General features: G+C 74.9%; 23 protein-coding genes. 5 read left to right on the top strand and 18 right to left on the bottom strand.

What is annotated here, in order from left to right; translation table 11 throughout:
* Window positions 1–2 precede the first annotated feature (2 nt).
* The 4 genes from AB0B76_RS32680 to AB0B76_RS32665 all read right to left on the bottom strand — a co-directional run bounded on the left by AB0B76_RS32680 (window position 3) and on the right by AB0B76_RS32665 (window position 7,926).
* Window positions 3–1,370 (bottom strand): hypothetical protein, encoded by a 1,368-nt coding sequence (locus AB0B76_RS32680; RefSeq protein ID WP_360382633.1) that lies wholly within the window; start codon window positions 1,368–1,370, stop codon window positions 3–5.
* Between the two features lie 67 nt (window positions 1,371–1,437).
* Window positions 1,438–3,714, bottom strand: coding sequence for a hypothetical protein (locus AB0B76_RS32675; RefSeq protein WP_360382632.1), 2,277 nt, complete (start codon window positions 3,712–3,714; stop codon window positions 1,438–1,440).
* Window positions 3,714–6,026 carry a hypothetical protein gene (locus tag AB0B76_RS32670; RefSeq protein WP_360382631.1) on the bottom strand — a complete coding sequence of 771 codons (2,313 nt, stop codon included), beginning with the start codon at window positions 6,024–6,026 and terminating at the stop codon, window positions 3,714–3,716. The genes AB0B76_RS32675 and AB0B76_RS32670 overlap by 1 nt, the downstream gene beginning before the upstream one ends.
* A gap of 37 nt (window positions 6,027–6,063) precedes the next feature.
* The gene (locus AB0B76_RS32665) at window positions 6,064–7,926 is read right to left on the bottom strand and encodes a ricin-type beta-trefoil lectin domain protein (RefSeq protein ID WP_360382629.1); all 1,863 of its coding nucleotides are present in this window, start codon (window positions 7,924–7,926) and stop codon (window positions 6,064–6,066) included.
* 103 nt (window positions 7,927–8,029) lie between these two features.
* On the opposite strand from AB0B76_RS32665, the gene AB0B76_RS32660 reads away from it, so the two are divergent.
* Complete coding sequence (locus tag AB0B76_RS32660; RefSeq protein ID WP_360382627.1) at window positions 8,030–8,866, top strand: DMT family transporter; 837 nt, start codon at window positions 8,030–8,032, stop codon at window positions 8,864–8,866.
* A 44-nt stretch (window positions 8,867–8,910) separates the two neighbouring features.
* Here the strand turns inward: AB0B76_RS32660 and AB0B76_RS32655 are convergent, their stop codons facing one another.
* From AB0B76_RS32655 to AB0B76_RS32640, 4 genes are all read right to left on the bottom strand, one after another.
* Window positions 8,911–9,369, bottom strand: coding sequence for a hypothetical protein (locus AB0B76_RS32655; protein WP_360382625.1), 459 nt, complete (start codon window positions 9,367–9,369; stop codon window positions 8,911–8,913).
* Window positions 9,366–9,755, bottom strand: coding sequence for a hypothetical protein (locus AB0B76_RS32650; RefSeq protein WP_360382623.1), 390 nt, complete (start codon window positions 9,753–9,755; stop codon window positions 9,366–9,368). The genes AB0B76_RS32655 and AB0B76_RS32650 overlap by 4 nt, the downstream gene beginning before the upstream one ends.
* A 55-nt stretch (window positions 9,756–9,810) precedes the next feature.
* On the bottom strand, window positions 9,811–10,869 hold the full coding sequence (locus AB0B76_RS32645) for an alpha/beta hydrolase (RefSeq protein WP_360382621.1): 1,059 nt from the start codon (window positions 10,867–10,869) through the stop codon (window positions 9,811–9,813).
* Window positions 10,870–11,238: 369 nt separating this feature from the next.
* Window positions 11,239–11,910, bottom strand: a complete 672-nt coding sequence (locus tag AB0B76_RS32640) for an SDR family NAD(P)-dependent oxidoreductase (protein ID WP_360382619.1) — start codon at window positions 11,908–11,910, stop codon at window positions 11,239–11,241.
* A gap of 253 nt (window positions 11,911–12,163) precedes the next feature.
* Between AB0B76_RS32640 and AB0B76_RS32635 the strand changes: the two genes are divergently transcribed.
* Window positions 12,164–14,083, top strand: a complete 1,920-nt coding sequence (locus AB0B76_RS32635; RefSeq protein ID WP_360382617.1) for an elongation factor G — start codon at window positions 12,164–12,166, stop codon at window positions 14,081–14,083.
* 77 nt (window positions 14,084–14,160) lie between these two features.
* Window positions 14,161–15,060 (top strand): hypothetical protein, encoded by a 900-nt coding sequence (locus AB0B76_RS32630; protein WP_360382615.1) that lies wholly within the window; start codon window positions 14,161–14,163, stop codon window positions 15,058–15,060.
* Between the two features lie 2 nt (window positions 15,061–15,062).
* On the opposite strand, the gene AB0B76_RS32625 is transcribed toward AB0B76_RS32630, so the two are convergent.
* From AB0B76_RS32625 to AB0B76_RS32615, 3 genes are read right to left on the bottom strand one after another with little or no spacing between them, the layout of a single operon-like run.
* Window positions 15,063–15,278, bottom strand: a complete 216-nt coding sequence (locus tag AB0B76_RS32625) for a hypothetical protein (protein ID WP_360382614.1) — start codon at window positions 15,276–15,278, stop codon at window positions 15,063–15,065.
* 10 nt (window positions 15,279–15,288) lie between these two features.
* Window positions 15,289–16,101 carry an SAM-dependent methyltransferase gene (locus AB0B76_RS32620; RefSeq protein WP_360382612.1) on the bottom strand — a complete coding sequence of 271 codons (813 nt, stop codon included), beginning with the start codon at window positions 16,099–16,101 and terminating at the stop codon, window positions 15,289–15,291.
* 37 nt (window positions 16,102–16,138) lie between these two features.
* Entirely contained in the window at window positions 16,139–16,780 is a 642-nt protein-coding gene (locus tag AB0B76_RS32615; protein WP_360382610.1) for a TetR/AcrR family transcriptional regulator C-terminal domain-containing protein, read from the bottom strand.
* Between the two features lie 72 nt (window positions 16,781–16,852).
* Between AB0B76_RS32615 and AB0B76_RS32610 the strand changes: the two genes are divergently transcribed.
* Window positions 16,853–18,133 carry an FAD-dependent monooxygenase gene (locus AB0B76_RS32610; protein ID WP_360382608.1) on the top strand — a complete coding sequence of 427 codons (1,281 nt, stop codon included), beginning with the start codon at window positions 16,853–16,855 and terminating at the stop codon, window positions 18,131–18,133.
* Here the strand turns inward: AB0B76_RS32610 and AB0B76_RS32605 are convergent.
* Window positions 18,094–18,507, bottom strand: a complete 414-nt coding sequence (locus AB0B76_RS32605) for an SRPBCC family protein (protein WP_360382606.1) — start codon at window positions 18,505–18,507, stop codon at window positions 18,094–18,096. The two genes, AB0B76_RS32610 and AB0B76_RS32605, sit on opposite strands and share 40 nt — an antisense overlap.
* Before the next feature lie 57 nt (window positions 18,508–18,564).
* Here AB0B76_RS32605 and AB0B76_RS32600 point away from each other — a divergent pair, with 57 nt between their 5' ends.
* Window positions 18,565–19,467: a sigma-70 family RNA polymerase sigma factor gene (locus AB0B76_RS32600; protein ID WP_360382605.1), complete on the top strand. Its 903-nt coding sequence runs from the start codon at window positions 18,565–18,567 to the stop codon at window positions 19,465–19,467.
* Here AB0B76_RS32600 and AB0B76_RS32595 read toward each other — a convergent pair.
* From AB0B76_RS32595 to AB0B76_RS32570, 6 genes are all read right to left on the bottom strand, one after another.
* Window positions 19,393–20,016, bottom strand: coding sequence for a hypothetical protein (locus tag AB0B76_RS32595; protein ID WP_360382603.1), 624 nt, complete (start codon window positions 20,014–20,016; stop codon window positions 19,393–19,395). The two genes, AB0B76_RS32600 and AB0B76_RS32595, sit on opposite strands and share 75 nt — an antisense overlap.
* Before the next feature lie 48 nt (window positions 20,017–20,064).
* Window positions 20,065–22,482, bottom strand: a complete 2,418-nt coding sequence (locus AB0B76_RS32590; protein WP_360382601.1) for a SpoIIE family protein phosphatase — start codon at window positions 22,480–22,482, stop codon at window positions 20,065–20,067.
* A 109-nt stretch (window positions 22,483–22,591) separates the two neighbouring features.
* Complete coding sequence (gene phzG, locus AB0B76_RS32585; protein ID WP_360382600.1) at window positions 22,592–23,194, bottom strand: phenazine biosynthesis FMN-dependent oxidase PhzG; 603 nt, start codon at window positions 23,192–23,194, stop codon at window positions 22,592–22,594.
* Window positions 23,195–23,301: 107 nt separating this feature from the next.
* Window positions 23,302–24,027, bottom strand: a complete 726-nt coding sequence (locus AB0B76_RS32580) for an ABC transporter ATP-binding protein (protein ID WP_360382599.1) — start codon at window positions 24,025–24,027, stop codon at window positions 23,302–23,304.
* A complete protein-coding gene (locus AB0B76_RS32575; protein ID WP_360382598.1) occupies window positions 24,000–24,827 on the bottom strand; it encodes an ABC transporter permease in 828 nt (275 codons plus the stop codon). The genes AB0B76_RS32580 and AB0B76_RS32575 overlap by 28 nt, the downstream gene beginning before the upstream one ends.
* On the bottom strand, window positions 24,824–25,777 hold the full coding sequence (locus AB0B76_RS32570) for an aliphatic sulfonate ABC transporter substrate-binding protein (RefSeq protein WP_360382597.1): 954 nt from the start codon (window positions 25,775–25,777) through the stop codon (window positions 24,824–24,826). The genes AB0B76_RS32575 and AB0B76_RS32570 overlap by 4 nt, the downstream gene beginning before the upstream one ends.
* Window positions 25,778–25,820: the final 43 nt, after the last annotated feature.

Raw genomic sequence — 25,820 nt, 5'->3', positions numbered from 1 at the left:
CGTCAGTCCTCTCCCGTCCGCACCCGGTGGCAGGCCATCGGCGGGATCTGCCGCTCCGGCCACGTGTCGCCGCCGTCGGTGATGAGCCAGATCCACTTCCCGGGCTCGGCCGGGCGCACCACCGGCGCGTGGCCGTCGGTCACCACGATCACCGCCTCGACCCGGTCCTCCAGCCGCTTGCCGCCGACCTCCAGCCGCCCCTCGGCGTAGTCGACGACCCCCTGGAAGCTCGTCCCGCCACCGCCCAGAACCCGCTCCCCCGGCTGGAACGGCATGACCAGCGCGTCGAAGCTGAGCCAGTGTGCGCGCACGCCCTCGATCCGCCCGACCAGGGTGGTGAGCCACTCCACGACCGCGTCGGGCATCGAGCCCGAGGTGTCAAAGGCGATGAGCACGGTTTTGTACCGTGTCTCGCCCCGCCGGTGCAGCATCGGCTCGTGGCCGAGGGCGAGCAGCACGGCGCCCAGCTTCTTGGGGTACACCATCCGCTCCCCCGGCTGGAGCCGGTCGGCGAGCACGTCGGCGAGCCAGCGCCGCCACCACTCGACCCGCCGGGTCTTCTGCGTCGTGCCGCGCAGGGCCGCCAGCCCGAGGTCGCCCCACAGCTTGGCGATCCGGTCCCCGCCGTCGTCGGTGCGTGCGGCGAGCTCCAGCAGCTCCGCGCGCGCCACCGGGTTGCCGGCCCGGGCCTGGCGCATCAGCGACTCCAGCACCGCTCCGGCGAGGCGCTCGACGGTCTCCGGGTCGAGGGGCACCCCGCCCTCGCCCATGTGCACGCACAGCACCACGGTCACCGGCGGGTCGGCCATGCGCCGCAGCTCCCGGTAGATCCCGAGGTCGGTCGCGACGAAGGCCGCGTAGCCGAGCGGCTCCCGCCCCTGCCCGCGCAGGTCGGCCTCGTAGGACCGGTGCACCGCGACCGGGTCGACGCCGACGGTCTCCCCGTCCAGCCGCGGCATCGTCGTGCCCAGGCGCCGCATCGCCACGTGGTTGACGCTGACCTCGGTGGCCAGCGTGAAGAGCGGGTCGTCGCGCAGCTCCCGATCGGTGTGCAGGTGCCGCTGGATCAGGTGCCGGGCCTCGTGGAACAGCACGAACTTGACCCCGGACGGCCCGAGCCGGGCGAAGAACTCGGGGTTGTACAGCAGGCTGCACACCCCGTCGCCGGTCGCCACGACCGCCGCCGTGGCCACCGCCGTGGTCGGGATCTGGTGGCGGCACTTGGCGTAGATCCACGACCCGGCGACGCTGTCGCGCACCCCGAAGTCGAGCAGCGCCGCCTCCTTCAGCTGCCGCGCCCGCTCGGTGACGGCCGGGTCGGGGTGGGCCATCGCGGCGACGGCGCGCCGGTCGCGCAGGTCGGCTCTCACGATGCCCCCTTCCCGAGTCCGGCTGCCTTCTCGGGGCGAGACATTACCAACGGGGTACGACAGAAAATCAGCCGGAAACCGCGGCGGCCGCGACCGTCAGCAGCTCCGCCACCGGGCCCGGGAAGTCCCCGGCCATGCGCACGGCGAGCACGATCGCCTCGGCGTCGCCGCCGCAGGCCTCGCCGACCAGGGCCGCCAGCGCGGCCCGCGCTTCCGGGACCGAGTGGTTGGCGCCGATGAGCTTCAGCGGCAGCTCGGCCGGCACCGCGTGGTGCAGCACCTGCTCCCAGGTGACGGCCCCGGAGGCGGCGGCGCGCTGCAGCCAGCCGTTGTAGGGCACGTCGCGCGGCGTGGCGAGCACCTCCGCGGCGGGGCGGCCGGCCGCGAGCTCCGCCTCGGCCTCGTGCTGCCACGGCCGCAGCTGCGTCCGCCCGGCCTCGGCGAGCTCGGGCGGGCAGCCGCGGGCGTCGCCGATGTCGGCCAGGGCCGGGCCGGGCAACGGCGAGCGGCGGTGCTCGGCGAGGATGGCGTCCCAGTGCCAGTGCCGGGTCTCGCCGTACACCTTGCCGAAGTCCAGGCCCTCGGTGCGCAGCAGCGCGATCTGCCCCTCCGGCGACTCGGCCGCGGCGATCTCGGCCTCGAGCTCGTCGAGGCGGGCCCGGCGGGTGGCCTCGTCGCGCGCGGCGAGGACCTTCCGGACCCGGCTGCGGGCCGTGGGCGTGATCACGGCCGCGGAGAAGCCCACGGGGTTGAGCTTGGCCTCGATCAGCTCGGCGACGGCGGCGGGGCCGTTGCGGTGCCACAGGTTGAGCAGCAGCCGGAGCTGGGCGGTCTTGCCGCGCACGCGCACGTGCCGCAGGATGTGCCGCTGCAGCTGGAGGTCGGCGCAGTCGAGCGGGTCGGTGCCGTGCCAGCCGGCGGCGAGGGTCAGCAGCTGCTCGCGGACCGCCGGGTCGAACGGGCCGCCGGCCAGCAGCCGCCGGCGCAGCGCGTGCGAAGTGCCGGTGCGGCGGAACAGCTTGCCGTTGACCTCGGCGTCGTCGAGGGTTGCGAGCCGCTCGGCGGCGCCGGCGTCGAGCGTGAGCCGCGACGCGAGGGCGAGCGCGAGCGCGCGGCGCGGGTCGGCCAGGGCCCGGTCCACCCATTCGGGCCGCCACGAGCCCTGCGTGAACAGGCCGTGCACCGTCTGGTCGTCCATCGTGCCGAGCAGCGCCAGGTGGGTCTCGACCGGCGCGTGGTCCAGCAGCGTGACGAACGCGGCGCGGCCGGTGGTGGTCCGGTCCGGCCACGCGGCCGTCCCGGCCGACTCCAGCAGCTCGGCGACCGGCCCCGGGAACGCGTTGAGCCTCCCTCGCACCCACGCCCACTTCCCCGGGTCGGCGCCCAGGTGGGCCTCGACGAGCTTCGCGAGCTCGTCGAGCCGGACCGTCTCCAGCACCGCGGCGGCCGGGCGCATCCGCTGCAGCAGCAGGGCCGGGTCGAGCCCGTCGGCGACGGCCCGCTTGGCGACGATCCGGGCCGTGCGGGCCGCGCCCTTCTTCGGCACCGGGGCGAGCGCCATCGCCTCGGTCAGCCGGGGCACGGCGACGGCCACCGCGGCCGGGTCGGCGAGGAACAGCTCGAACCGCAGCGCCGCCGGGCAGTCGGGCCGGGCGGCGAGCGCGGCCGCGGCCGGCCCGGCGAACGGCCCGGCGGCGGCGACCGCGTCCCAGTCCAGCGTTTCGCGCAGCCCCAGGTGGTCGGCGAACCCGCCGCGCAGCTCCTCGATCGCCCCGGCCGTGCCCTCGGCCTCGGCGACCAGCTCCTCCAGCCGCTCGGCCGGCACCGCGGGCAGCCACTCCGGCCGCCACTCGGCCAGCCCGCCGAGGCGGTGCAGGCTCAGCATCGCGCGCAGCTGCTCGGCCCGGGTCAGGTCCGGCCCGACGCCCCGCAGGATCTCGCGGACGACCGGGATCCGGGGCCCGACGACCGCGGCCCGGTTGTGGCGGTACTGCCCGTACTCCGGCGCGTTGCGGGCCACCAGCATCCGCTGCAGCCGCAGCTCCCACCGGCGCTGCAGGGCGACGTCGGCGACGCGGACCCCGCCGGCCCGGGCGAGCCGCTCGCGCAGGCCGGGATGGGCGCCCAGCGCGGCCTCGTTCTGGGCGAGCGCGCCGAGCACGTCGTCGTCGCCGAGCTCCAGCAGCGCGGCGACGGCGGCCGCGGGGAGCCGCTGCTGGTCGTAGGCGATCGGGTGCAGCAGGTCGCGCGCGCCGCTCATCAGCCGGGGCCAGTCGAACGCGGCCCCGCCCGCCTGCGCCGCCGCCTCCATGAGCGCCCACGGTCCCGGCGTCCGGTTGAACATCAGGCCGCCACCGCCGCCGTGGCCACCGCGAGCAGCTCGGCCGGCGGCCCTGGGAACCCGGCGACCATCGCCGCGGCGAGCACGATCGCCTCGAGGTTGCCGTCCCACACCTCGGCGAGCAGCGCGGCCAGCGCGGCCCGGGCCTCGGGCGGCGAGGCGCTGCCGCCGGCGATGTCCAGCGGCAGCCCGGCCGGGACGCAGTGGCGCAGCAGCTGCTCCCAGGTGACTACGCCGGCCGCGGTGAACTTGCCGATCCAGCCGCCGTAGTGCCCCTCCCGCGGGGCCGCCATGATCTCCTCGACCGGCCGGCCGGCCGCGTACTCGGTCGCCTGCTCGCTGTCCCACGGCCGCAGCTTGTCCCGCCCGGCCTCGACCAGTTCCTCGGGCACCTCGCGGGCCTCGGCGATGGTGGCCAGGATCGGGTCGGGCAGCGGCTCGCGGCGGTGCTCGGCGACGATGACGTCCCAGTGCCACAGCCGGGAATCCTTGAACAGCAGCGTGTGGTCGGTGCGCTCGGCCCGCAGCAGCGCGAACTGGCCGGCCGGGCTCTCCTCGGCGGCGACCTCGGCCTCGAGCTCGTCGAGGGCGGCCTGCCGGGCGCCGGGCTCGGCGATGGCGAGGACCTGCTCGACGCGCTTGCGCACCGGCGGGGTGATCGGCGTGACGCGGTAGTTGGCCGGCTTGAGCTCGGCGGCGAACAGGTCGCGCACCGCGTCGGGGCCGTGCCGGTGCCACAGGTTGAGCAGCAGCCGCAGCTGGGCGGCCTTTCCGCGGACGCGCACGTGCCGGATGATGTGCCGCTGCAGCTCCTGGTCGGCGCAGTCCAGCGCGTCGGTGCCGTGCCAGCCCCCGGTCTGCTGGAACAGCTGCGCGCGGGCCTGCGGGTCGAACGGGCGGCCGGCCAGCAGCCGCATGCGCAGCCGGTGCGGGGTGTTGGTGCGGCGGAAGACCAGGCCGTTGACCTCAGGGTCGTCGAGGGCGGCGAGCCGCTCGGCCGAGGCGGCGTCCAGCGACGGGCGGGAGGCGAGCGCCACGCGCAGCACCCGGCGCGGGTCGGCGATCGCCCGGTCGAGCCACTCGGGCCGCCAGGCGCCCCGGGTGAACAGGTCGGCGACGGACTGCTCGTCCATCCGGTCGAGCAGGGCCAGGTGGGCCTCGGCCGGGGCGTGGTCGAGCAGCGTGACGAAGCCGGCCCGGGCGCTGGTGGTCCTCTCCGGCCAGGCGGCGGTCCCGGCCGCCTCCAGCAGCTCGGTGACGGTGCCCGGGAACGCGCTGAGCCTCGCCCGCACCCACGACCACTTGTCCGGATCGGCGCCGAGGCGGGCCTCGACCAGCTTCGCCAGCTCGTCGAGCCGGACCGTCTCCAGCACCGCGCCGGCGGGCCGCATCCGCTCCAGCAGCAGGCCCGGGTCGAGGCCGTCGGCGACGGCGCGCTTGGCGACGACCTTGGCCGCCTTGGCCGCGCCCTTCTTGGGCAGCGGGGCGAGGGCCATCTCCTCCGTGAGCCGGGGCACCGCCGGGGCCACGGCGGCGGGCTCGGCGAGGAACAGCGTGAACCGGAAGTCGTCGGGGCAGTCGGGCCGGGCGGCGAGCGCAGCCGCGGCGGGCCCGCCGAACGGGATCTGCGCGTGGCGCTGCGCCACCGCGGCCCAGTCCAGCTCGGCGCGCATGTACAGGTGGTCCGGGAAGCCCCGCCGCAGCTCGTCGATCGCGCCCCGGGTGCCCTCCCACTCGGCCGCGTGCGCCTCGAGCTCCTCCAGGTCGAGCGGCAGGTGCGGCCAGACGTCCTGGTGCAGGCTGGAGTCGGGGAAGCCCGAGTCCGGCCCCTCCAGGCGGCTCAGGGTCGCCAGGGCCCGCCAGTGCTCGGCGACGGTGAGCTTCACCGGGCCGAACCGCCAGGCCTCGCGGACCGCGTCGCCGGTCGGGCCGACGACCCCGGCGCGCTGCTGCTGGATGAGCCGGCCGAGGTCGGGGCCGTCGGGCGGGTAGGCGGCCAGGGCGAGCCGCTGCAGCCGCAGGTCCCACGAGCGCAGGGCGCGCTGGGTGACCCCCGGGGTGCCGCGGCGGGCCAGGCGCTCCTTGAGGTCGGGGTGCTCGGCGAGGTAGAGCTCGTTGTCGGCGAGCGCGTCGAACAGGGCGGGGTCGCCGAGGTCGAGGGCGGCGTCGACGAACGGCCGCGGGAGGCGGTGGTGGTGCCGCAGCAGCGGTGTCAACACCTCCCGCGCGCCGCTGACGAGGCGGGGCCAGTCGACGGACCCGCCGCCGACCTCGGCCGCCGCCTCGAACAACGCCAGCGCCGCATTCGCTCTCACGGCCCCGGACACTACCAACCGGGTACGACAGAAACCGCTAAGGCAAGATCCACTGCTGGTTGGCCGCGCCCGTGCACGACCAGATCTGCAGCTGGGTGCCGTCCGCCGAGCTCGGGCCGGTCGCGTCGAGGCACTTGCCGAGCGCCACGAGGCCGCCGTTGCTCGCGGCCGACCACTGCTGCGCGGCCGAGCCGTTGCAGTCGTACAGCTGCACCTTCGTACCGTTGGCGGAGTTCGCCGCGGCCACGTCGAGGCACTTGCCGAGCGCGCGCACGGTGCCGTCGGTGCCGACCGTCCACTGCTGGGCGGCGGTGCCGTTGCACGTGTACAGCTGGATCTTCGTCCCGTTCGCGGAGCTCGCCCCCGCGACGTCGACGCACTTGCCGCCGTAGCCGCTGATCCGCCCGGTGCGGCTCGTCGGGGTGCCGCTGTCCGCGCCGGCCCAGAGGTAGGTGCCGACCGTCTTCGCGGGCAACGTGCTCGCCACCTGCTGGGCGCCGACGCGCAGGGTGAACGCCTGGCTCGCGGCGGTCTGGTTGACCACGACGGCCACGAGGGTGCCGTCGGGGTTGCGGAACGCGACGTTCGTGACGCTGCCGGTCGAGCCGTAGCCGGTCGCCACCCGCTGCGCGCCGGGCTGCACGAACTTCGAGAACTGCGCGACCATGTTGTAGTCGGGCAGCGCCCAGAAGGTGTCGCGGTTCGAGGTGCTCTGCACGAGCATGGTGGGGTCGGGCGAGCCGGACCAGCGCTCGGGGGCGCGGTTCTGGTCGAGCATGCTGACCCAGCCCTCGTACAGGGTGGCGGAGTTGCGGAAGTACTGCACGATGCGGTCGGCGCCCGCGGTACCCCAGACGGAACGCTCGGTCATGAGCACGTCCTTGTCCGGGTAGCTCGCCTTCACCTGGGCCATCGCCGACGGGTCGCCCGCGTAGTCGTGGAAGGCGATGCCGTCGACGGCGGCGTAGCCGTCACCGCCCAGCACGCCGGCGGCGTAGGAGACGCCCTCGCTGAAGTTATGGTCGAAGGCCCAGATCTTGACGGTACCGAGGGCAGCCGACGACAGCTCCGCCCGCAGCGCCTTCGCCAGCTGCCGCTCCTGGTCCGCGCTCACGAGCATGCCCGGGTAGTCCGCCGGCGAGAACAGCGGCTCGTTCTGCAGGGTGAGCGCGTGGATGGGGATGCCCTGCGCGGCGTACGCCTGGACCGCCCGGCGGTAGTAGGTCGCCAGCGTCGGGATGTAGGTGCTGTTCAGGCTCCCGCCGATGATGTTGTTGCTGGTCTTCATCCACGGCGGCGCCGACCACGCGCTCGCGAAGATCTTGAGGTTCGGGTTGATCGCCAGGGCCTGCTTGAGCGTGGCGATGATGTTGTAGTCGATGTCGCGCTGGATGGAGAAGCGCGCCAGCGACGGGTCGGCCGCCCCGTCGTCGTACGTGTAGAAGTCGTGCGAGGTGAAGTCGCTGGTGCCGAAGGTGATGCGCACGACGTTGAAGCCGGCGCCGGTGGCGGGGTCGACGAGCGCGCGCAGCGCCCGGTCGCGGCCGGCCGCGCTCATGCGCGACAGGTTGAAGATCGTCGACTCCTCGAGGGAGGAGCCGACACCCAGGATGCTCTGGTACCGCGTGTTGGTGTCGACGGTGATCGTGGCGCTCCCGGACGCGGCGGCGACCGGGACGTCGGACTGGCGGGACAGCTGGTACGGGGTGCCGGCGAGGCCGGTGGCGGGGTTGGTGTACCAGTTGCCGTTCTTCGGCTCGTAGCCCGCGGTGCGCGACTCCGAGCTCCAGTAGACCTGCACGCTGGTGGCCGCGGCGGATGCGGGCACCTGGGCGGACGTGAGCAGGGCGGCCGCGGTGGCCGCCACGAGCAGTGCAGACAGTGGCCGGGTTGGGACCATGTGCACGCCTCCTTAACTTCAGGACTTGTATTAAGCCCCGGCCAAATAGGACTGTCAATATTCCTAACAGATAACGGGCCGGGCCCGGCCGTGCGAGGCTCGGATGATGCTCATGGTGTCGATCTCCTGCGCCCTCGTGGCGGCGGTCGGCTACGGCGCGGCGACCGCGGTCGAGCACGCCGCGGCGTCCGGCAGCGACCGGCGCGACCGGCGGTGGAAGCTGGGCATCACGCTCGACGGCGCGGCCGCCCTGCTGCAGGCCGCGGCGCTGGCCACCGGCCCGGTCGTGCTCGTGCAGCCGTGCCTGGTCCTGGCCCTGCCGGTGTCGCTGCTGGTCGCCTGGCGGATGGGCGCGGCCCGGCCGACCGGCGGGCAGTACGGCGCCTGCGGCCTCATCGTCGCGGGCCTGGCGGCGTTCTTCCTGCTCGTCGGCGACCCGGGCGACGCCGACCCGCTGCGCCTGCGCACGACCCTGCTCACCGCGGCGACCCTGCTCGCGGGCGGCACCGCCCTGCTGAGCGCGGCCCGCCGCTGGCCGGCCCGCGCCCGCGCGACCGCGTTCGGCCTCGTCGCCGGCTGCTGCGCGGGCCTCGCCGCCGTGCTGCTCGACGCCGTCGCCGCGGCCTGGCACCAGCTCGGCCGCGGCGCGCTCACCGACGCCGACGCGATCGTGGCGGCGGTACTGCTGGTGCCGTCGGCGGCGGCGAGCTTCGTCCTGCTGCAGCTGGCGTTCGCCGCGGAGGGCCTGGGCGTGGGCTACCCCGCGGACCTGATCGCCAACCCGATCACGGCGGTGCTGCTCGGGGCCCTGCTGCTGCACGAGGAGATCCCGCACAGCCCGCGCGACGTGGCCGTCTTCGCCGCGTGCCTCCTGGTGGTGGTCGCCGGCGTGGTGCGCCTGGCCACCCGGGCGTCCTTGGCCGGCCGGCAGATCGGCTAGCTCGCGGCCCGGCCGGCTCGCGGCTCGGCCAGGTCGCGGCTCGGCTAGGTCGTGGCTTGGGTCAGCCGGCGCCGCACGCCCTGGGCCGCGACCGCCAGCAGCGCGACCAGCCCGAGGCGCGCGAGCAGCACCGGAACCATCCACTCCAGGCGCGCCGTGAACAGCCCGTCGCCGATGAGCCCGGTGTGGGGCAGCGCGAACGTCGCCGCGACGGTCGCCGCGGCCCCGAGCCGCCACGCGACCGCCGGCCCGGTGCGCAGCCCGGCGCCGTGGCCGCGCTCGACGTACGCGAACCAGGCGACCGCGGCCGCCGCGTGCGCATAGAAGAGCACCGTCTGCGCCGTGCCGAGCCGCTCGCCCAGGTCGAGCAGGTCCGGCGACGGCGACGGCAGCCGGGGCAGCACCACGAGCGCCGCCACCAGGTCGGCCACCGCGGCGACGGCGAACAGCCCGGCCAGCCCGAGCACGCCCCAGAGCGCGCGCTGCCACATCGGCCCGGTCACACCCACCACCCCTTGACCTCGGCCAGCAGGTGCCGGGCGCCGGCGAAGTCGTCGGTCTGCACCGCCCACCGGTCCCCGGTCAGCAGCAGCTCCCCGCTGCCGGCGGCGAACGGCCGGTGCATGCGCGCGACCCAGTCGTCGCGCAGCCGGTTGTCGTCGAACGTCACCACGGTGCCGTGCCGCCCCGCGCGCCGGCACGCGATGGTGTCCCGCACACCCGCGTCGGAGTGGATGGGGTCGGCGGCGTCGGTGCACAGCAGCGCGGTGGCGAGACGGGCCGCGGAGGGCGGCGGGTCGGCCTGCGTGAGACCGCGCGCCGCCCACGCCCCGAGGCCGGCGGCGAGCACCACGCCCGCGATCACGAGCTCGGTCCGGACAGAGATCACGCGCGGCACAGTAATGGTTCGCCGACCACCCGGCGACCCCATATGCCGTGGCGGCCTACGGGATGAACTCCACCTCCGGGAACGCCGGGCTCGGGCCGTCGAGCAGGGGTGCCGGCCGGCCGCGCAGGTGCCGGTCGAAGAACGCCAGCGGGTACGCCTGCTGGATGCGCACCGCCCGTGCCGGGTCCAGGATGCCGACCGGCTGGCCCATCTGCGGCAGCAGGACCTGGTAGTCGGTGTACGACGAGTGCTCGGCCCCCGTGACCTGCACGTTGCGCCGCCAGCCGTGCAGGTGCGACCACAGGGTGGCCACGCTCGGGTACGCCGCGCGCGTGAACTCCGCGGTCATGAGCATGAGCGGCCGGTCGAGGACGTCGGGCACCTCCGGTTCCATGGGCCCGTCGAGGCTCAGCCCGGCCCGCACCCGCCGCTCGGCGAACATGACGTGCGTGATCGCGGTGGCGCCCTTGGACCAGCCGAACAGCCCGATCCGGTGCGGGTCGTGCCGGCCCGCGGTGAGCTCGCCGAGGTGGTCGAGCACGAAGCGGATGTCGGCCGCGAAGTCGTCGGGGTACATCGGCACGTCGGGGTCCGGGGTGAGCACCCGCCCGTCGGGCAGCTGGGTGAACGCGTCGCCGGTGTGGTCGACCGTCACCACGAGGTACCCGTGGCTGGCCAGCTCCTGCACGACGACGGTGTTGCCGGCCCGGTGGTCGTGGGCCCCGTGCGAGTAGAGCACGACCGGCAGCCGCTCGCCGCCGCGCCGCCCGGGCGCACCGAGCCGCCCGGCGGTCAGCGGCCCGAGCACGGCGTCGGGCGGGAACCCGGCCGACACGAGCAGCTCGCGCACGACGGCGGGCGCGAGCCAGGGCGCCCGCGGGTACCGCCCGGCATCGCGCGCCGGGTACCAGAGACTCGTCATGAGCACGCGGTCACCGCGCACGAGCGGCCGCACGGTGGTCCCCACGGGAAAAGGCCCGGTGGGCGGCGGCAATGTCAATCGCGGCGGAGCATCGGCGGCGGAGGCCCGGGACGCGAGCGGCACGGAGGCGGCAACGGCGAGCGCGGCCCCGAGCGCGCCGCGACGGGTGAGCGTGACGCGGTCGATTGTCATGCCCCTACCGTCCCGCCCGCCGCCCGGCCCGTCGTCCATCCACGGAGCTATCCACGCACGGCGATGTCATACGACGGATGTACGCCACCGGGCCGGCGTCACCCGATCGTGGCGGCGGGGCCGACGCGGGGCGGCTGCAGCGGCGGACCGGATTCTCGGCGGCGTCATCCTGGGCGCGGGGGTCGCCGGCCAGCTGGCCGCGCTACGCCGGCTATCGGTCGCTGCTCCTGCCGGTGTGCTCCGGGTGGGAGGACGAGCCGGCTCGCCGGCCTCGAACGACCTGCGCGCACTGTTCGCCGCCCCGGATGCCGCGTAGCGAAGCGGATCAGATCGATGTCGACGCGCGGGACAACCGGCTGCGGTTCCGGGCTAGCGCAGGCTGAGGCGCGACACCCCGCGCAGGGCCCGGGCGGCGACGGACATCCGCCGGGGGTACGACACCACCGCCGGTCGTCTGCGGACGGCGCGCATGAGCACCGTGACCGCCTCGTCGACACCGATCTTGAACGGCGTGACCGGGGACTTGGCCATCTTCGTGTCCACGAACCCGAACCGGACCGCGGTCACCGCCACCCCGCGGCGGCGCACCGCCTGGCCGAGGCCCAGCAGGTACGACGTGAGGCCCGCCTTCGATGCCGCGTACCCGGGCGCGTCCGGCGAGATGACCACGTCGGCCAGGCTGGACAGCCCGATGAGGTGCCCGCGCCCGGCCGCCAGCATCGCGGGCAGCACCGCCTCGGCGGTGAGCGCGGCCCCGAGCAGGTTGACCCGGATGGCCGCGGTCTGCTCCCCCAGCGCGTCCACGTCGAGGGGCTCGCCGATGCCGGCCGCGTACACGCACAGGTCGAACGCCGCCAGCCCGTCCAGCGCCGCCGGATAGCCGGCCGCGGCCACATCGGCGACCAGGTGCTCGTAGGCCGGGTGGTCCAGGCCGGACGCGCGGCGCGAGACGCCCACGGCGCTCCAGCCCTCGTCCAGCAGGCGGCGGGTCAGGGCGAGGCCGATGCCGTCGGTGTTGCCGACGATGAGCGCTCGGGGCATCGGCGAAATATACGCTTGCGGCGCGACGTTACTGTTGTCGTAGTCGATCGTGTCAGTCGAGTGTGGAGGGAGACCGCCGTGCAGTACCGCACCGCCGTCGTCGTCCCCCGCTCGCTGTACGAGGTGATTCGCGTGTCTTCGTCGCTCCCGGTGCCCGCTCGCGCGGCGGCACTGGGTCGTCCCGCCCGGAGCTGAGCCCGGCGGGGCGCAATCGCGCTGTCCAAGTCCGAGTGACGAGCCCAGAGGGGCAACAGTGCGTAACGAACTGCGACGCGTCCGCAACATCGGCATCCTGGCCCACGTGGACGCGGGGAAGACCACGACCACCGAACGGATCCTCTACGCCACCGGCGCGACGTACAAGCAGGGCGAGGTCCACGACGGCACCACCGTCACCGACTTCGACCAGCAGGAGCGCAACCGCGGCATCACCATCTTCGCGGCCGCCGTCAGCGTCGACTGGGACGGCCACCGGATCAACCTGATCGACACGCCCGGCCACGTCGACTTCGCCGACGAGGTCGAGCGCTCGCTGCGCGTGCTCGACGGTGCGGTCGCCGTGTTCGACGGCGTCGCCGGCGTGGAGCCGCAGAGCGAGTCGGTGTGGCGGCAGGCCGACCGGTACGGCGTGCCCCGGATCGCGTTCGTGAACAAGCTCGACCGGGCGGGGGCCGACCTCGGGGCCGCGGTGGCCTCGATCCGCGACCGCCTCGGCGTGACCCCGCTCGTGGTGCAGGCCCCGGTCGGCACCGAGTCCGGCTTCACCGGCGTCCGGGACCTCACCGAGCCCTCGGACGCGCCGGAGCGGGCCGTGCTGGTCGAGCAGGTCGCCGAGCTGCATTCGGAGGCGTTCGAGGAGTACGTGGCAACGGGAGGCCTGAGCCGCTCGACGCTGCGCAAGGCGCTGCGGGACCTGACACTGAGCCGGGAGGCGGTCGTCGTGCTGTGCGGCTCCGCCTACCGCGACAAGGGCATCACGGAACTGCTCGACGCGGTGGTGGCGTACCTGCCGGCGCCGGCCGGGGACCCGGACGCGCCGCTGACGGCGCTCGTGTTCAAGGTGCACGCGGCGACGACGGGGCGGTACACGTACGTCCGCGTCTACTCCGGCACCCTGCGCAAGGGCACCGACGTACGACTGTCCAACGCCGGCAAGGAGGAGCGCGTGTCACGCATCCTGCATGTGCAGGCGGACCGGTACACCGACGTCGACCGGGCCGTCGCGGGCGACATCGTGGCGCTGGTCGGGCTCAAGCCGGCCCGCGTCGGCGAGACGCTGTGCGACCCGGCCCACCCGGTGGTCCTCGAGCCGCCGAGCCGGGCCACGCCCGTCGTCTCGGTCGCGATCGAGGCCCGCAGCCGCGCCGAGACCGGCCGGCTGGCCACGGCGCTGGCGCGGCTGGTCGAGGAGGACCCGTCGCTGGTCGTGCGGGTCGACGCCGAGACCGGACAGACCCTGCTCAGCGGGATGGGCGAGCTGCACCTGGAGGTGGCGGTGGAGAAGATGCGCCTCGCCGCCAACGGGCTGGACGTCGCGGTCGGCCGGCCCCAGGTCGCCTACCGCGAGACCCTGGTCCGCGGGGTCAGCGGGTTCTACCACCGTCTCGTCAAGCAGGACGGCGGCTCGGGCCTCTACGCCCACGTGGCCATCGACGTGTCCCCGGTGGACGGTGAGGAGTTCGTGTTCGAGTCCACTGTGGTCGGTGGGCACGTGTCGAAGGAGTACGTGCGGGCCGTCGAGGCCGGCTGCCGCGACGCCCTCGCGGCCGGCCCGGTCGCCGGGTATCCGGTCACGGGCGTCAAGGTGACGCTCACCGACGGCAAGATGCACGACCACGACTCCTCCGACCTGGCCTTCCGCCTCGCCGGGCGGGAGGCGCTCCAGCTGGCCCTGCGCGAGTCGCAGATGGTGCTGCTGGAGCCGGTCACCGAGGTGACGGTGACCGTGCCCGAGGACATGGTCGGCGGCGTGCTCGGCGACCTCATGGCCCGCCGGGCCCAGGTCGGCGGCACCGCGCCGCGCGGCCGGACGGTCGTGGTGACGGCGACGGTACCGCTGGCGGAGCTGTTCGGCTACGCCACGCGGCTGCGCAGCCGCACGCAGGGCCGCGGCGTGTTCACCACGCGCCCGGCCGGCTACGCGCCCGCTCCGGCGGGGGTGTCGGCCGGGTAACACTGTTTGACACATGACAAATTGGGTAACGGGCGCCTCTCGTCCATTAATGTCAGAGGATTGATGGGAGGCGTCCGTTGCTGCTCGCCGTGCTCGATGTCGGGTCGAACTCCGCGCACCTGCAGATCGTGCAGGCCCGCCGGGGACGGCCGCCCCGGCCGGTGTACCGCCTGAAGGCCCCGACGCTGCTAGCCGAGGAGGTCACCGCCGACGGTGCGCTCTCCCCCGACGGCGTGGAGCGGGTCGTGGAAGCGGTGACGTGCACCATCGAGGCGTTCCGCCGGCACGAGGCCGAGGACCTCATCCCGCTGGCGACCGCGACGATCCGCGACGCGACGAACAACACCGAGATCTGCCGCCGGGTCCGCGAGGCGACCGGGGTGCAGCTGCGCTCGCTCACCGGCGAGGACGAGGCCCGCGTGACGTTCGAGGCGGTCCGCCGCTGGCACGCCGCGACCGAGGGCCTGTGGCTGCTCGACATCGGCGGCATGTCGATGGAGATCGCGGCCGGCGCCGGCCCCGAGCCCGACCTCGCGGTGTCGCTGCCGGTCGGCTCCGGGCGGCTGACGAGACAGTTCCTGCCCGAGCACCCGGCCGGCCGGGACGCGGTCGAGCGCCTGCGCCGGCACGTGCGGGGGGTGGTGAAGCCGGTCGCGCGGGAGCTGGCCCGGGCCAAGCGCCCGCGCAGCGTCGTGGGCACGTCGAAGACGTTCAAGCAGCTGGCCCTGCTCACCGGCGGCGACGGGAAGCTCGAGCGGCGGGCGCTGCGCCGCTGGCTGCCGCGCCTGGCCGCGATGAGCCCGCGGGAGCGCGCCCAGCTGCCCGGGGTCGCGGCGGCCCGCGCCCGGCAGCTGCTGGCCGGCGCGGTCACCGCCGTGACCGTGATGGAGGCCCTCGACCTGCGCTCGCTGGACGTCTGTCCATGGGCGTTGCGCGAGGGCCTGCTGCTGCGGCGGTACGCCGAGCTGCGGGGCTGAGTTCAGCCGCGCTGCCCGGCGTCACGCGGAAGGTGGAGCTTGCCGTCCGAGTCGACCTTCTCGTCGAACGGCATCAGCGGGTCGTCCGGCTCGCCGCCGAGGCTCGGGGTCTTCACGCCCCGCGCCGAACCGTTGGGCTTGTCCTCTTCGTCGATGCGCGACGCCCCGTCGCCTCCCGGCGTGCCGGTCGTGCCCATCGTGGCGTTCTCGTCGTTCATGAACTCCGACTTACCCAGCGGCCTTGCGCCCAACCGCGCCCCACACCGCGACCTGGTCGAACGTCGGCCGCGGCCCGGCCTCGGCCTCGGCGCGCCACTCGGCCACCGACACGATCCCGGGCTCCAGCCGCTCCAGCCCGGCCGTGAACTGCGCGAACTCGTCGCGGCTGCGCAGCTTGCCCGGCCCGTGGCGGCCCGACTGGATCTGCGCCGCGAGCTCCGGGGCGAGCCCGTCGGTCGTGGCGTGCGACATGACGAGGAAGCTGCCGGGCGCGAGGGCCGACAGCAGCCGCGCGACGAGGTCGTAGGGCTCGTCCTCGTCCGGCAGGAAGTGCACGACCGCCACGAGGATGAGCGCGACCGGCCGGCTCAGGTCGATGGTGGCCTTGAGCGCGGGGTCGTCGAGGATCCGCTCCGGGTCGCGCAGGTCCGCGTCGACGTACGCGGTCGCGCCCTGCGGCGTGCTGGTCAGCAGCGCCCGGGCGTGGGCGAGCACGATCGGGTCGTTGTCGACGTAGACGACCCGGGCGTCGGGCGCCACGCCCTGCGCGACCTCGTGCACGTTGGGGCTGGTCGGGATGCCGGTGCCGATGTCCAGGAACTGCCGGATGCCGTGCTGCTCGGCGAGCACCTTCACGACCCGGCGCATGAACGCCCGGTTCTCCACCACGGCGGTGCGGATCGCCGGGAACGCCGCGGCGATCGCGTCGCCGGACTCGCGGTCGGCCGCGAAGTTGTCCTTGCCGCCGAGCCAGTAGTCGTAGCGCCGGGCCGGGTGCGCGACCGTGGTGTCCACGCGTTCCGCCCAATCCGATGATGCCACCGCAGTCTCCGTCCGTGGTCGGCCCGTGCGGCTGGAATCATAGTCCGGCCTTGGCCGCCATCCCGGTGAGGATGTAGTCCAGGCCCGCGTCGAAGTCGGTGTCCGGGTCGGGGCCGAGGAAGACCTCGGTGGCGGCGCGGGCGGCGAGCGGGTACAAATCCGGCCGGAACGCCTCGGCCAGGGCCTTCGGGTCGTACGGGTTGTGCTCGTACCCGGCGCCGAGGCGGGCCTGCTCCTCGATGGTGTGCCCGACCGTGTAGTGCAGCACGGCGGCGAAGCCCCGGGCGGCGTCGGGCAGCGTGAAGCCGGCGTCGAGGAGCACCCGCAGGGTCAGCTCCATCGCGGCCGGCAGGTCGGGCCCGGTCAGGTAGGTGCCGGCGAAGACGCGGGCGCCGTCGCGGTACCGCAGCAGGACCTTGCGCAGCGTCCGGGCGCGCGTGGCGACCCAGTCCGGCCACGCGGCGGCGTCCGCGGGCGGCCGGAGTCCCTCGATCGCGTCGGTGAACATGACCGCGGCCATGGCGTCGAGCAGGTGCTGCTTGTTCTTGACGTGCCAGTACAGCGTGGGCGGGCGCACCCCGAGCCGGTCGGCGACGAGCCGCATCGTGAGCCCGTCGAGCCCGGTCTCGCCGAGCAGCTCGAGTCCTGTGCGGGCGATCACGCCCGGGTTGATGGCCACACCTTGACACTCTAACAGCGTTAGAGGGATGCTGGGCTCTCTAACGCCGTTAGAGAGACTTGGGGGACGAACATGGTCATCATCGTCGGCGCCGGCCCGACCGGCCTCTGGCTGGCCAGCGAGCTGCGCCTGCACGGCATCGCGGTCACGGTGCTCGACCGCCGCGCCGCCCGGATGGGCGAGTCGCGGGCCGGTGGGCTGCACGCGCGGAGCATGGAGATCCTGGAGTCGCGCGGGATCGCCGGCCGTTTCGTGGCCGCGGGCCGCCGGGTTCCCTACGCGCACTTCGCCGGGCTCTGGCTGGACCTCAGCCGCCTGGACACGAGGTACCCGTACGTCCTGGGCCTGGTCCAGTCCCGCATCGAGGCCCTGCTGGAGGAGCACCTGCGGGAGCACGGCACCGAGGTGCGCTGGAACACCGAGGTCGCGGCCGTGCACCAGGCCGAGGGCCACGCCGAGGTGACCACCGCCGCGGGCGAGACCCTGCGCGGCGACTACGTCGTGGGCTGCGACGGCGGCCGCAGCACGATCCGCCGGCTGCTCGGCGTCGCCTTCGACGGCACCGACGCCACGGTGAGCTCCATGCTCGCCGACGTCAAGCTGGCCGCCCCGCCGGACGGCGTGATCTTCCAGCAGCGCACGCCGCTGGGCGACTTCACCGCGCTGCAGCTCGAGCCCGGGTACCACCGCCTCATGGTGAACCGGTACACCGCCCCGGCGCCCGGCAGCGACCTGGAGTTCGACGAGTTCCGTGCGGTCTTCACCGCGATGGCCGGCACCGACTACGGCATGCACAGTCCGAAGTGGACCTCGCGCTACCACGACGCCGCACGGCTGGCCGCCCACTACCGCCGCGGCCGCGTCCTGCTCGCCGGCGACGCCGCGCACATCCACTGGCCGTCGGGCGGCCAGGGTCTCAACACGGGCCTGCAGGACGCCACCAACCTGGGCTGGAAGCTGGCCGAGACCATCCGCGGCCTGGCCCCGGCCCCCGGCGCCGACGTCCTCGCCGCCGCTCCCGCCGCGGTGGCGGGCGGCTCCGACCCGGCCCGGATGAGCGCGGCCGAGCTCAACGCGCTCGCCACCGGCGCCGTGACCGCGCGGCCGCACATCGACATCGAGGGGCTGGCGCTGCTGGACACGTACGAGGCGGAGCGGCGGCCGGTCGCGGTCCGGGTGCTCGCCAACACGCGGGCGCAGGCGGCCCTGTCCCGCCCGGGCCCGCAGGCCGACGCGCTGCGGGCCACGATGGCCGAGCTCCTCACCGTGCCCGAGGTCAACGACGGCCTGGCCGCGATGGTCGCCGGCCTCGATCAGGCCGAGCCCTCCAGGAGCGCCTTCAGCCGGGCGTAGCTGCGCGGAGCCGCACGGGCCGCCAGCCGGCGGACCACCGGGAGGAGCAGGTCGGCCGCGCCCCCGGCGGTGAAGTCGAGGGTGAAGGTCACGCGGGAGCGGCGGCCGTCGTCCAGCGGCTCCACGGTCACCGTCGCCTCGGGCCGCACGGCGCCGCCGACCGCCCGGGCCGCCCAGCGCCACGGCGCCTCGGCCACGGTGACCTGCTGCAACATGCCGCGGTCGGCGCCGGCGATGCGGCGGACGGTGGTGAAGCGGCCGTCCGCGTGGACCTCGACGCGGCGGACGTCGGCCTGCCACTCGGGGAACCGGGCGGGGTCGGTCGCGTACGCGTACACCTCGGCCGGCGGTCGGTCGATCTCGATCGTGGTCACGGTATGCCTCCCGGATTCGTCTCCCATCAGGACGTGTGCCGAGCCGAGGATGTGACCGTGGAGTTCGTTTTCGAGGAGTACCGCAGCTACCTGCAGGCGATCGCCTACCGCCTGCTCGGGTCGAGCGCCGAGGCGGAGGACGCGGTGCAGGAGTGCTGGCTGCGGTACCGCCGGGCCGGGCCGTCGATCCAGGATCCGCGCAAGTGGCTCGGGACCGTTGTCGCCCGCATCTGCCTCGACCAGCTGCGGGCCCGCGGCGCGCGCCGGGAGGTACCGCTGCTGCCGGATCCGATCGTGGCCGACGACGATCCGGAGCGGGCCGCCGTCGAGGCGGACGCCGTGGGGATCGCCCTGCTCGTCGTGCTCGGCACACTCTCCCCCGCCGAGCGGGTCGCGTTCGTGCTGCACGACGCGTTCGGGGTGCCGTTCGACGAGCTCGCGCCGATCCTGGACCGGACGCCGGCGGCGGTGCGGCAGCTGGCCAGCCGCGGGCGGCGGCGGGCCCGGGAGGCGCCGGTGCCCGACCCGGACCTGCGCCGGCAGCGGCGGGTGGTCGGGGCGTTCCTGGCCGCGGCCCGCGACGGCGACCTCGACGGGCTCGTCGCGGTGCTCGACCCGGAGCTGGAGCTGCGGGCGCTGACGCCGGGCGGCCTGCGGACGCTGCGCGGGGCGGCGGACGTTTCGCGGGAGGCGGCGCTGTTCGCGGGCCGGGCCGTCCAGGCGACGCCGGTGCTCGTGAACGGGTCGGCCGGGCTGCTGGTGCCCGGCACGGCGCTGCTCGCGTTCACGGTGTCCGGCGACCGGATCCGCTCGATCGCGATCTACACCGCCGGCGCGCACCACGGACAGCGGCCGGACGGCCGGCCCTGGGTGCGGCCGGACCGCTCAGTCGCGATCGACGCCGTAGACGCGCACGACGGACGGCGGGAGGACGGCGGCGAGGGCGGCCAGGGCCGGTAGGAGCGCCACGATCCGGTCGGGGGCGAGGCGATCGCCGGGGCGGGAGACCCAGACGAGGTCGCGCCCGGCGATGCGCCAGCCGAGGAGCCCGTAGCGGCGGGTCACGTCGAGGACCTCGCCGGTCACGAGGGCGTCGGCGAACGCGGGGTGCCGCGCCGGCGGCGCGCCGTCGAGCTCGGGCGGGTGCTGGAAGGCGAGGGCGGCCCAGGGCGGCACGGGGCCGACACGCCCCTCGGCGCTGGGCTCGCCGTTGGCCGGGTCGGGGATCACCGCCACCGGCGGCAGCGCGACGGGCAGGTGCAGGACGCTGACGGTGCGGTACCCCGCGGAGGACCCCAGCACCGTCGTGTCGAACAGCGTGAAGAGGCGCCCGGCCGGCTCGACGGCGCCGGTGAGCTCGTCGGCCGGGTCGAGGTCGGCGACGGCGGCCCCGGCGGCGCGCCAGCGGTCCTCGACGGCCCCGAAGCCCGGGCGTGACCCGCGGCGGGCGTAGTGCCAGCCGCGCTCGAAAGCGAGCTGCGCACGCGCCGTCCGGCCCCGTCTGGCCACACAGACTCATCCCCCGAGCTCGATCATTCACCGAGAGCGTAGCCCTCGTCACCGGGCGCGCGCGACCTCGAACCAGACTTCCTTGCCTCCCGCGGGGATCGACGAGGTGCCCCAGTCCACCGCGACCGAGGCCACGATGAGCAGGCCGCGGCCGTTCTCGCTGTCGGCCCCGGCCGGGCGCGGGTTCGGCAGCCGCTCGCTGCGGTCCTCCACGGTGACCCGCAGCCGGTCGGCCCCGAGCTCGAGGCGCACCAGGACGGCCCCGACGGTGTGCTGGATGGCGTTGGTGATGACCTCGTCGAGCAGCAGCAGGGTGTCGTCGGCGATGCGGCGCTCGCCCCACGCGGTGAGCACGTCGGCGGCGAAGCGGCGGGCGGCCGAGGCGCTGACGGCGTCGCCGCGGAAGCGCCGCTGGGCGGTCGGGCGGAACCCGTCGGCGGGCTCGGGGCGCTCGTCGACGGCGAGGAAGACCACGGCGACGTCGTCGGAGCGCGGCTGCGGCCCGACGTCGGCGCTCAGCACGTGGTCGAGCACCGCGGCCGGCTCGCCGGGCGGGGCGGAGCGCACGGCGTTGCGCAGGTCGGCGAGGCCGTCGTCGAGGTGGTACCGGCGGTCCTCGACGAGCCCGTCGGTGTACAGCAGCAGCCCGGCCCCGCCCGGGACGAGGAACGTGGTCTCGCTGTAGACGATGTCCGGGCTGACACCGAGCGGCGGCCCGGGGCGCAGGGTCAGGATGTCGGCCTCGCCGCCGGCGCGCATCACGGGCGGCGGGTGCCCGGCCAGGACCGCGGTCGCGGTGCCCTCGGCCAGGTGCAGCTCCAGGTAGGCGCAGGTGGCGACGGCGTCGGGGGCGAGGTCGAGCAGGAGCCGGTTCACGCGCTGCATGACCACCGACGGGCTGTGCCGCTCGGCCGCGTAGGCCCGCAGCGCGTTGCGGACCTGCCCCATGACCGCGGCGGCGGTGGCGTTGTGCCCGACGACGTCGCCGATGACGGCCGCGACCACGCCGTCGCCGAGTGGGATGACGTCGTACCAGTCGCCGCCCACGTCGGCGCCGTGCGTCCACGGCAGGTAGCGGGCCGCGTGGCGCAGCCCCGGCACCTGCGGCAGCTCGGCGGGCAGCAGCGCCCGCTGCAGCTCACCGGCGATGGACAGCTGCGCCTCGAACAGCAGCGCCCGCTGCATCGCCTGCGCGCACACCGCGGCGAAGGCGGCGAGGTTGGCGCGCTCGGCCTCGTCGAACTCGCGCGGGCTGCCGTACCCGATGACCAGGGTGCCGAGCACGTCGCCGGCCGCGGCCAGGGGCAGGAACGCCCACGCCTGCCGGCCGCCGCTGGGGATCGGGGCGGCGTCGCCGGACTGCGCCGCCGCGAACTCCTGCAGGCTGTTGAGGTAGCGGGCCCGGCCGGTCCGCGCCACCTCGGTCGCCGGATACGGATGTTGCAGCGGTACCGCCTGCAGGCGCTGCACCACCAGCGGTTCGTAGCCGGCGTGGTACTGCAGCACCAGGTGGTCGTCGCGGCGCAGCAGCACCGCGAGGCCCTGGCCGCCGGCGGACGGGCGCAGGACGGCGCCGATCGCGGAGTACACGTCGGCGGCCGTGCTCGCGGCGACCAGCGCCGTGGTGACCGCCTGCAGCGCGGCGTTGCGCCCGGCCGCCCGGCGCGCCGCGGCCATGCTCTGCTCGAGCCGCTCCTGCTGGTGGACGAGCGCGGTGACGTCGCGGAACGACACGGCGACCCCGTCGGCCCCGGCGTTCGCGGCGCCGACCTGCCACACCTGGCCGACGTCCTCGTAGCGCAGCTGCTCCTGCCACGGCCGCCCCGACTCGGCGACCTCGCGCCAGCGCTCGATCAGGCCGTGCACCTGCACCTGGCCGCCGGCGAGCTCGCTCCAGCGGCGCCCGATCGTCTCCTCCACACTGCGCCCGGTGAGCGCGGCGCCGGGGCGGTTGACGTACTCGCAGACGAAGTCGTGCACCGCCCCGGACGCGTCGCGCAGGGCGCGCAGGAGCGTGAACCCGTCGAAGGCGGCGTCGAGCACCTCGTACAGCCGCGTCCCACCGGCCGACTGCGGCCCGAGCGTGACGGCGCGCAGGTCGACGAACCGCGCGGCGAACCCGTCGCCGCTGGGCCCGATCCACAGCTCGAAGTGCCCGGACACGCTGGGCCGGTCGTAGTAGACGGTGCGGGAGACGGGCTCGCGGGTCTCGACGACCTTGCGGTACAACGGGATCGTGCTGTCGTTCACGGTGTCGGGCCACAGCTGCCGGTACCGCCCGCCGACGAGCTCCTCGCGCGGCTGACCGAGGTATCGCGCCCCGGCCTCGTTGAGGTAGAGCAGCTGGAAGTCGACGATGTCCCCGCCGTCGCCGCGCACCGCGCGGGCGAAGGCCCACCCCTGCGGGTCGGCGTCGAGGACCGCGAGCACGTCGGCGGAGGGCAGCACGTCCGTCCCGTCGACCATGCCGCCATCATCCCGAACCCACCGCGCGGACGCCAACCACTCCCCGGCGAAGCCCCGCGCCGGCCTTCAGAGCGTATCGAACAAACGTACAACACCACTGGCCGCGGGGTCAGGGCTGCAGGCGGGCCGTTGTCCAGCCGGTCGGGGTGCGGTCATAGCGCAGGCGGCGGTGCAGGCGGTCGGTGCTGTCGTGCCAGAACTCGATCGACTCGAAGGCGAGGCGGTACCCGGCCCAGGTGTCCGGCCGCCCGGCCGGGCCCGCCGCGCCCAGTTCGGCCGCGCGGGCGCGCAGGGCGGCCTCGTCCCGCAGCGGCTCGCTCTGGCGCGAGGCGGCCGCCATCGCCCGGGCCACCGGTGCCCGCTCGGCGAACAGGGCGTCCGACTCGGGGTCCGCGAGGCGGTGCACCGGGCCGGCGACGTGGAGCTGCTGGAGGGTCTCGCGCCAGAAGAAGGTCGCCGCCGCGTACGGGTTGGCGGTCAGGTCGCGGCCCTTGCGGCTCACGGTGTGGGTGCCGAAGACGAGGCCGTCGGGGCGGATGTGCTGCACGAGCACGGTGCGGTTCGACGGGCGGCCGGCGGCGTCGGCGGTGGCCAGGGCGATCGCGTTCGGCAGGGCGATGCCCCGGCCGGCGGCGGCGTCGAGCCACGTGCGCAGCAGCGCCACCGGGTCCGCGGGCGGGTCGGCGAACTCGGGCAGCGACAGGTCGTCCATGCGGCCACGGTACCGACGCTCAGGTCGGCCGGGCGCGCTCGGGCGGGCGTTCAACCTCCGCGGGCGAGGCCGGCAAGATCGACCGAGCCGGGCGAGCCCGGCCGCGCTCAGGCCTCCTCCGGTGACGCCGGCACGTTCAGGCGGGCCAGGAGGGCGCGGCGCTCGGCGCCGAAGCCCGGTGCGTCCGCCGCGCGCGGGTGGGGCAGGGCGACGCGCCGATCCTCGGCGATGCGGCCGGCGTCGAGGATGAGGATGCGGTCGGCCAGCAGGAGCGCCTCGTCGACGTCGTGGGTGACGAGGAGGGCGGCGAAGCGGTGGCGGGCCCGCAGCCGGCCGAACAGGGCCTGCATCTTCAGGCGGGTCAGGGCGTCCAGGGCGCCGAACGGCTCGTCGAGCAGCAGCAGGTCGGGGCGGCGCACCAGAGCGCGGGCGAACGCGACGCGCTGGGCCTGGCCGCCCGAGAGCTCGAACGGCCACGCCGAGGCGCGGTCGGCCAGGCCGACCTCGGTGAGGGCCTCGCGGACGCGTGCGGGCAGGTCCGCGCCGCGCACGCCGAGGGCCACGTTGGCCGCCACCCGTTTCCAGGGCAGGAGGCGGTGTTCCTGGAAGACCACGGCGGTGGAGCCTTCGGTGCGGTACACCCCGGAAGCCTCGGCGTCGAGCCCGGCCAGGACGCGCAGGAGGGTGCTCTTGCCGGAGCCGCTCGCGCCCAGCAGCGCCACCACCTCGCCCCGGGCGATGGTCAGGTCGACGCCGTCGAGCACGACGGTGGCGCCGAACGCGCGGCGGACCGCCGTCGCGGTGGTCACGTCGCCCGCAGTCCCCGGTGCCATGCCAGGAGCCTCCTCTCGCCGTAGCGCAGCGCGAGGTCGGAGAGCAGGCCGAGGGTCGCGTACACGAGCAGGCCCAGCACCACCACGTCGGTCTGGCTGAACTCGCGCGCCTCCATCATCATGAAGCCGAGCCCGCCCTGGCCGTTGACCTGCTCGCCCACGACGAGGCTGAGCCAGCAGGCGGCGAAGGCGAAGCGCAGGCCGAGGAACAGCGAGGGCAGCGCGCCCGGGACGACGACGTGCCGCACCCGTTCCAGCGGGGTGAGGCCGCAGGCGCGGGCGGCCTCGACCAGGCGCTCGTCGATGCCGCGGATGCCGGCGTACGTGTTGAGGTACACCGGGAAGAACGCTCCCAGCCCCACCAGCGTCACCTTCAGCGACTCCCCGATGCCGACCCAGATGATGAGCAGCGGCACGAGCCCGAGATGGGGCAGCATCCGGGCCATCTGCACGGTCGGGTCGACGAGGTCGTCGCCGAGGCGCAGCAGCCCGGCCACCGCGCCGAGGGCGAGGCCGAGCAGGCCGCCGATGAGCAGGCCCAGCGCCGCCCGCTGCAGCGAGTCGAGCAGGTAGCCGCCGAGGGTGCCGTCGGCGGCGAGCCGCCAGCCGGTCGCCAGCACGGTGCTGGGCGCGGGCAGCTTGTCGGTGTCCAGCAGGCCGATGCGGGCGCCGCCCTCCCACGCGGCGGCCAGCAGGACCGGCGTGACGGCGCGCCGCCACCGGCGGGCCCGGCCGCGCCCGGCCGGCGGCTCGGCGCCCACGGCCCGGGCGGTGCGCGGGCGCCGGTCCAGCAGGGTCATCGCAGCAGGTCCGAGTACTGCTCGTCGACGCGGGACCTCATGTCGACCTTGCCGGGAATGAGCTGCAGGTCGGTGAAGCCGTCGGCGATCTGCTGCAGCTCGTCGCCGATCTGCGGGCTGATCGCGGCCAGGGGCTGGGCGCTGCGTTGCAGGGCCCGGCCGGCGACGTCCTCGGGGATGCCGAGCTCGGGGGCGAGGATCTTGACGCGCTCGGCCGGGTTGGCGATGCCCCAGTCGGTCACCTCGCGGTAGGTCTTGAGGAACTCGCGGATCTTCGCGCTCTTGGACCTGAGGGCCTGCGGCGAGACGAGCAGGTACTCGCGGTTGTTCGCCAGGCCCGTGGCGTCGACGAGCACCTTGACGCCGGCGTTCTCGGCGAGGGCGAAGTACGGGTCCCAGATGATCCAGGCGTCGACCTGGTCGTTGTCGAAGGCGGGGCGGGCGTCGGCGGGCTTGAGGTACTGCACGTCGATGTCCTTGATGGTCATCCCGTTGGCCGCGAGGAGCTTCACGAGCAGCCAGTTGACGTTGGAGCCCTTGTTCAGTGCGACCTTCTTGCCCTTCAGGTCCTTGAACGAGGTGTACCCGCGGGAGGCCTTGACGAGCACCGCCTCGCCCTTGGGCACCGGCTGCGAGGTACCGATGATCCTGAAGTCGATCCTGCCCGCGGCCGCGAAGATCGGGGGCGCCTCGCCGACCTGGCCGATGTCGATCGCGCCCGCCTTGGTGCCCTCGGTGAGGGCCGGCCCGCTCTCGAACAGGTTCCAGGTCGTGCCGGGCGCCTCGGCCTTGCGGGCCTTGACCAGGCTCAGGCCGCCGAAGCGCTGGTAGCCGATGCGCAGCGGCTCGTCGGCCGCGGCCGCGGCCGGCTCGTCACCCTTGGCGCAACCGGCCGTCAGCGTGGTGGCGAGCAGCAGCAGGACGCCGGCCAGGGCGGTCCGTAGACGCATCGATGACTTCCCGATAGTGGTTCGTGAATCCTTTGCCCCGGCA

It is taken from the genome of Dactylosporangium sp. NPDC049140 (genome assembly GCF_040648435.1).
This window is presented reverse-complemented; position numbering and strand designations above follow the sequence as displayed.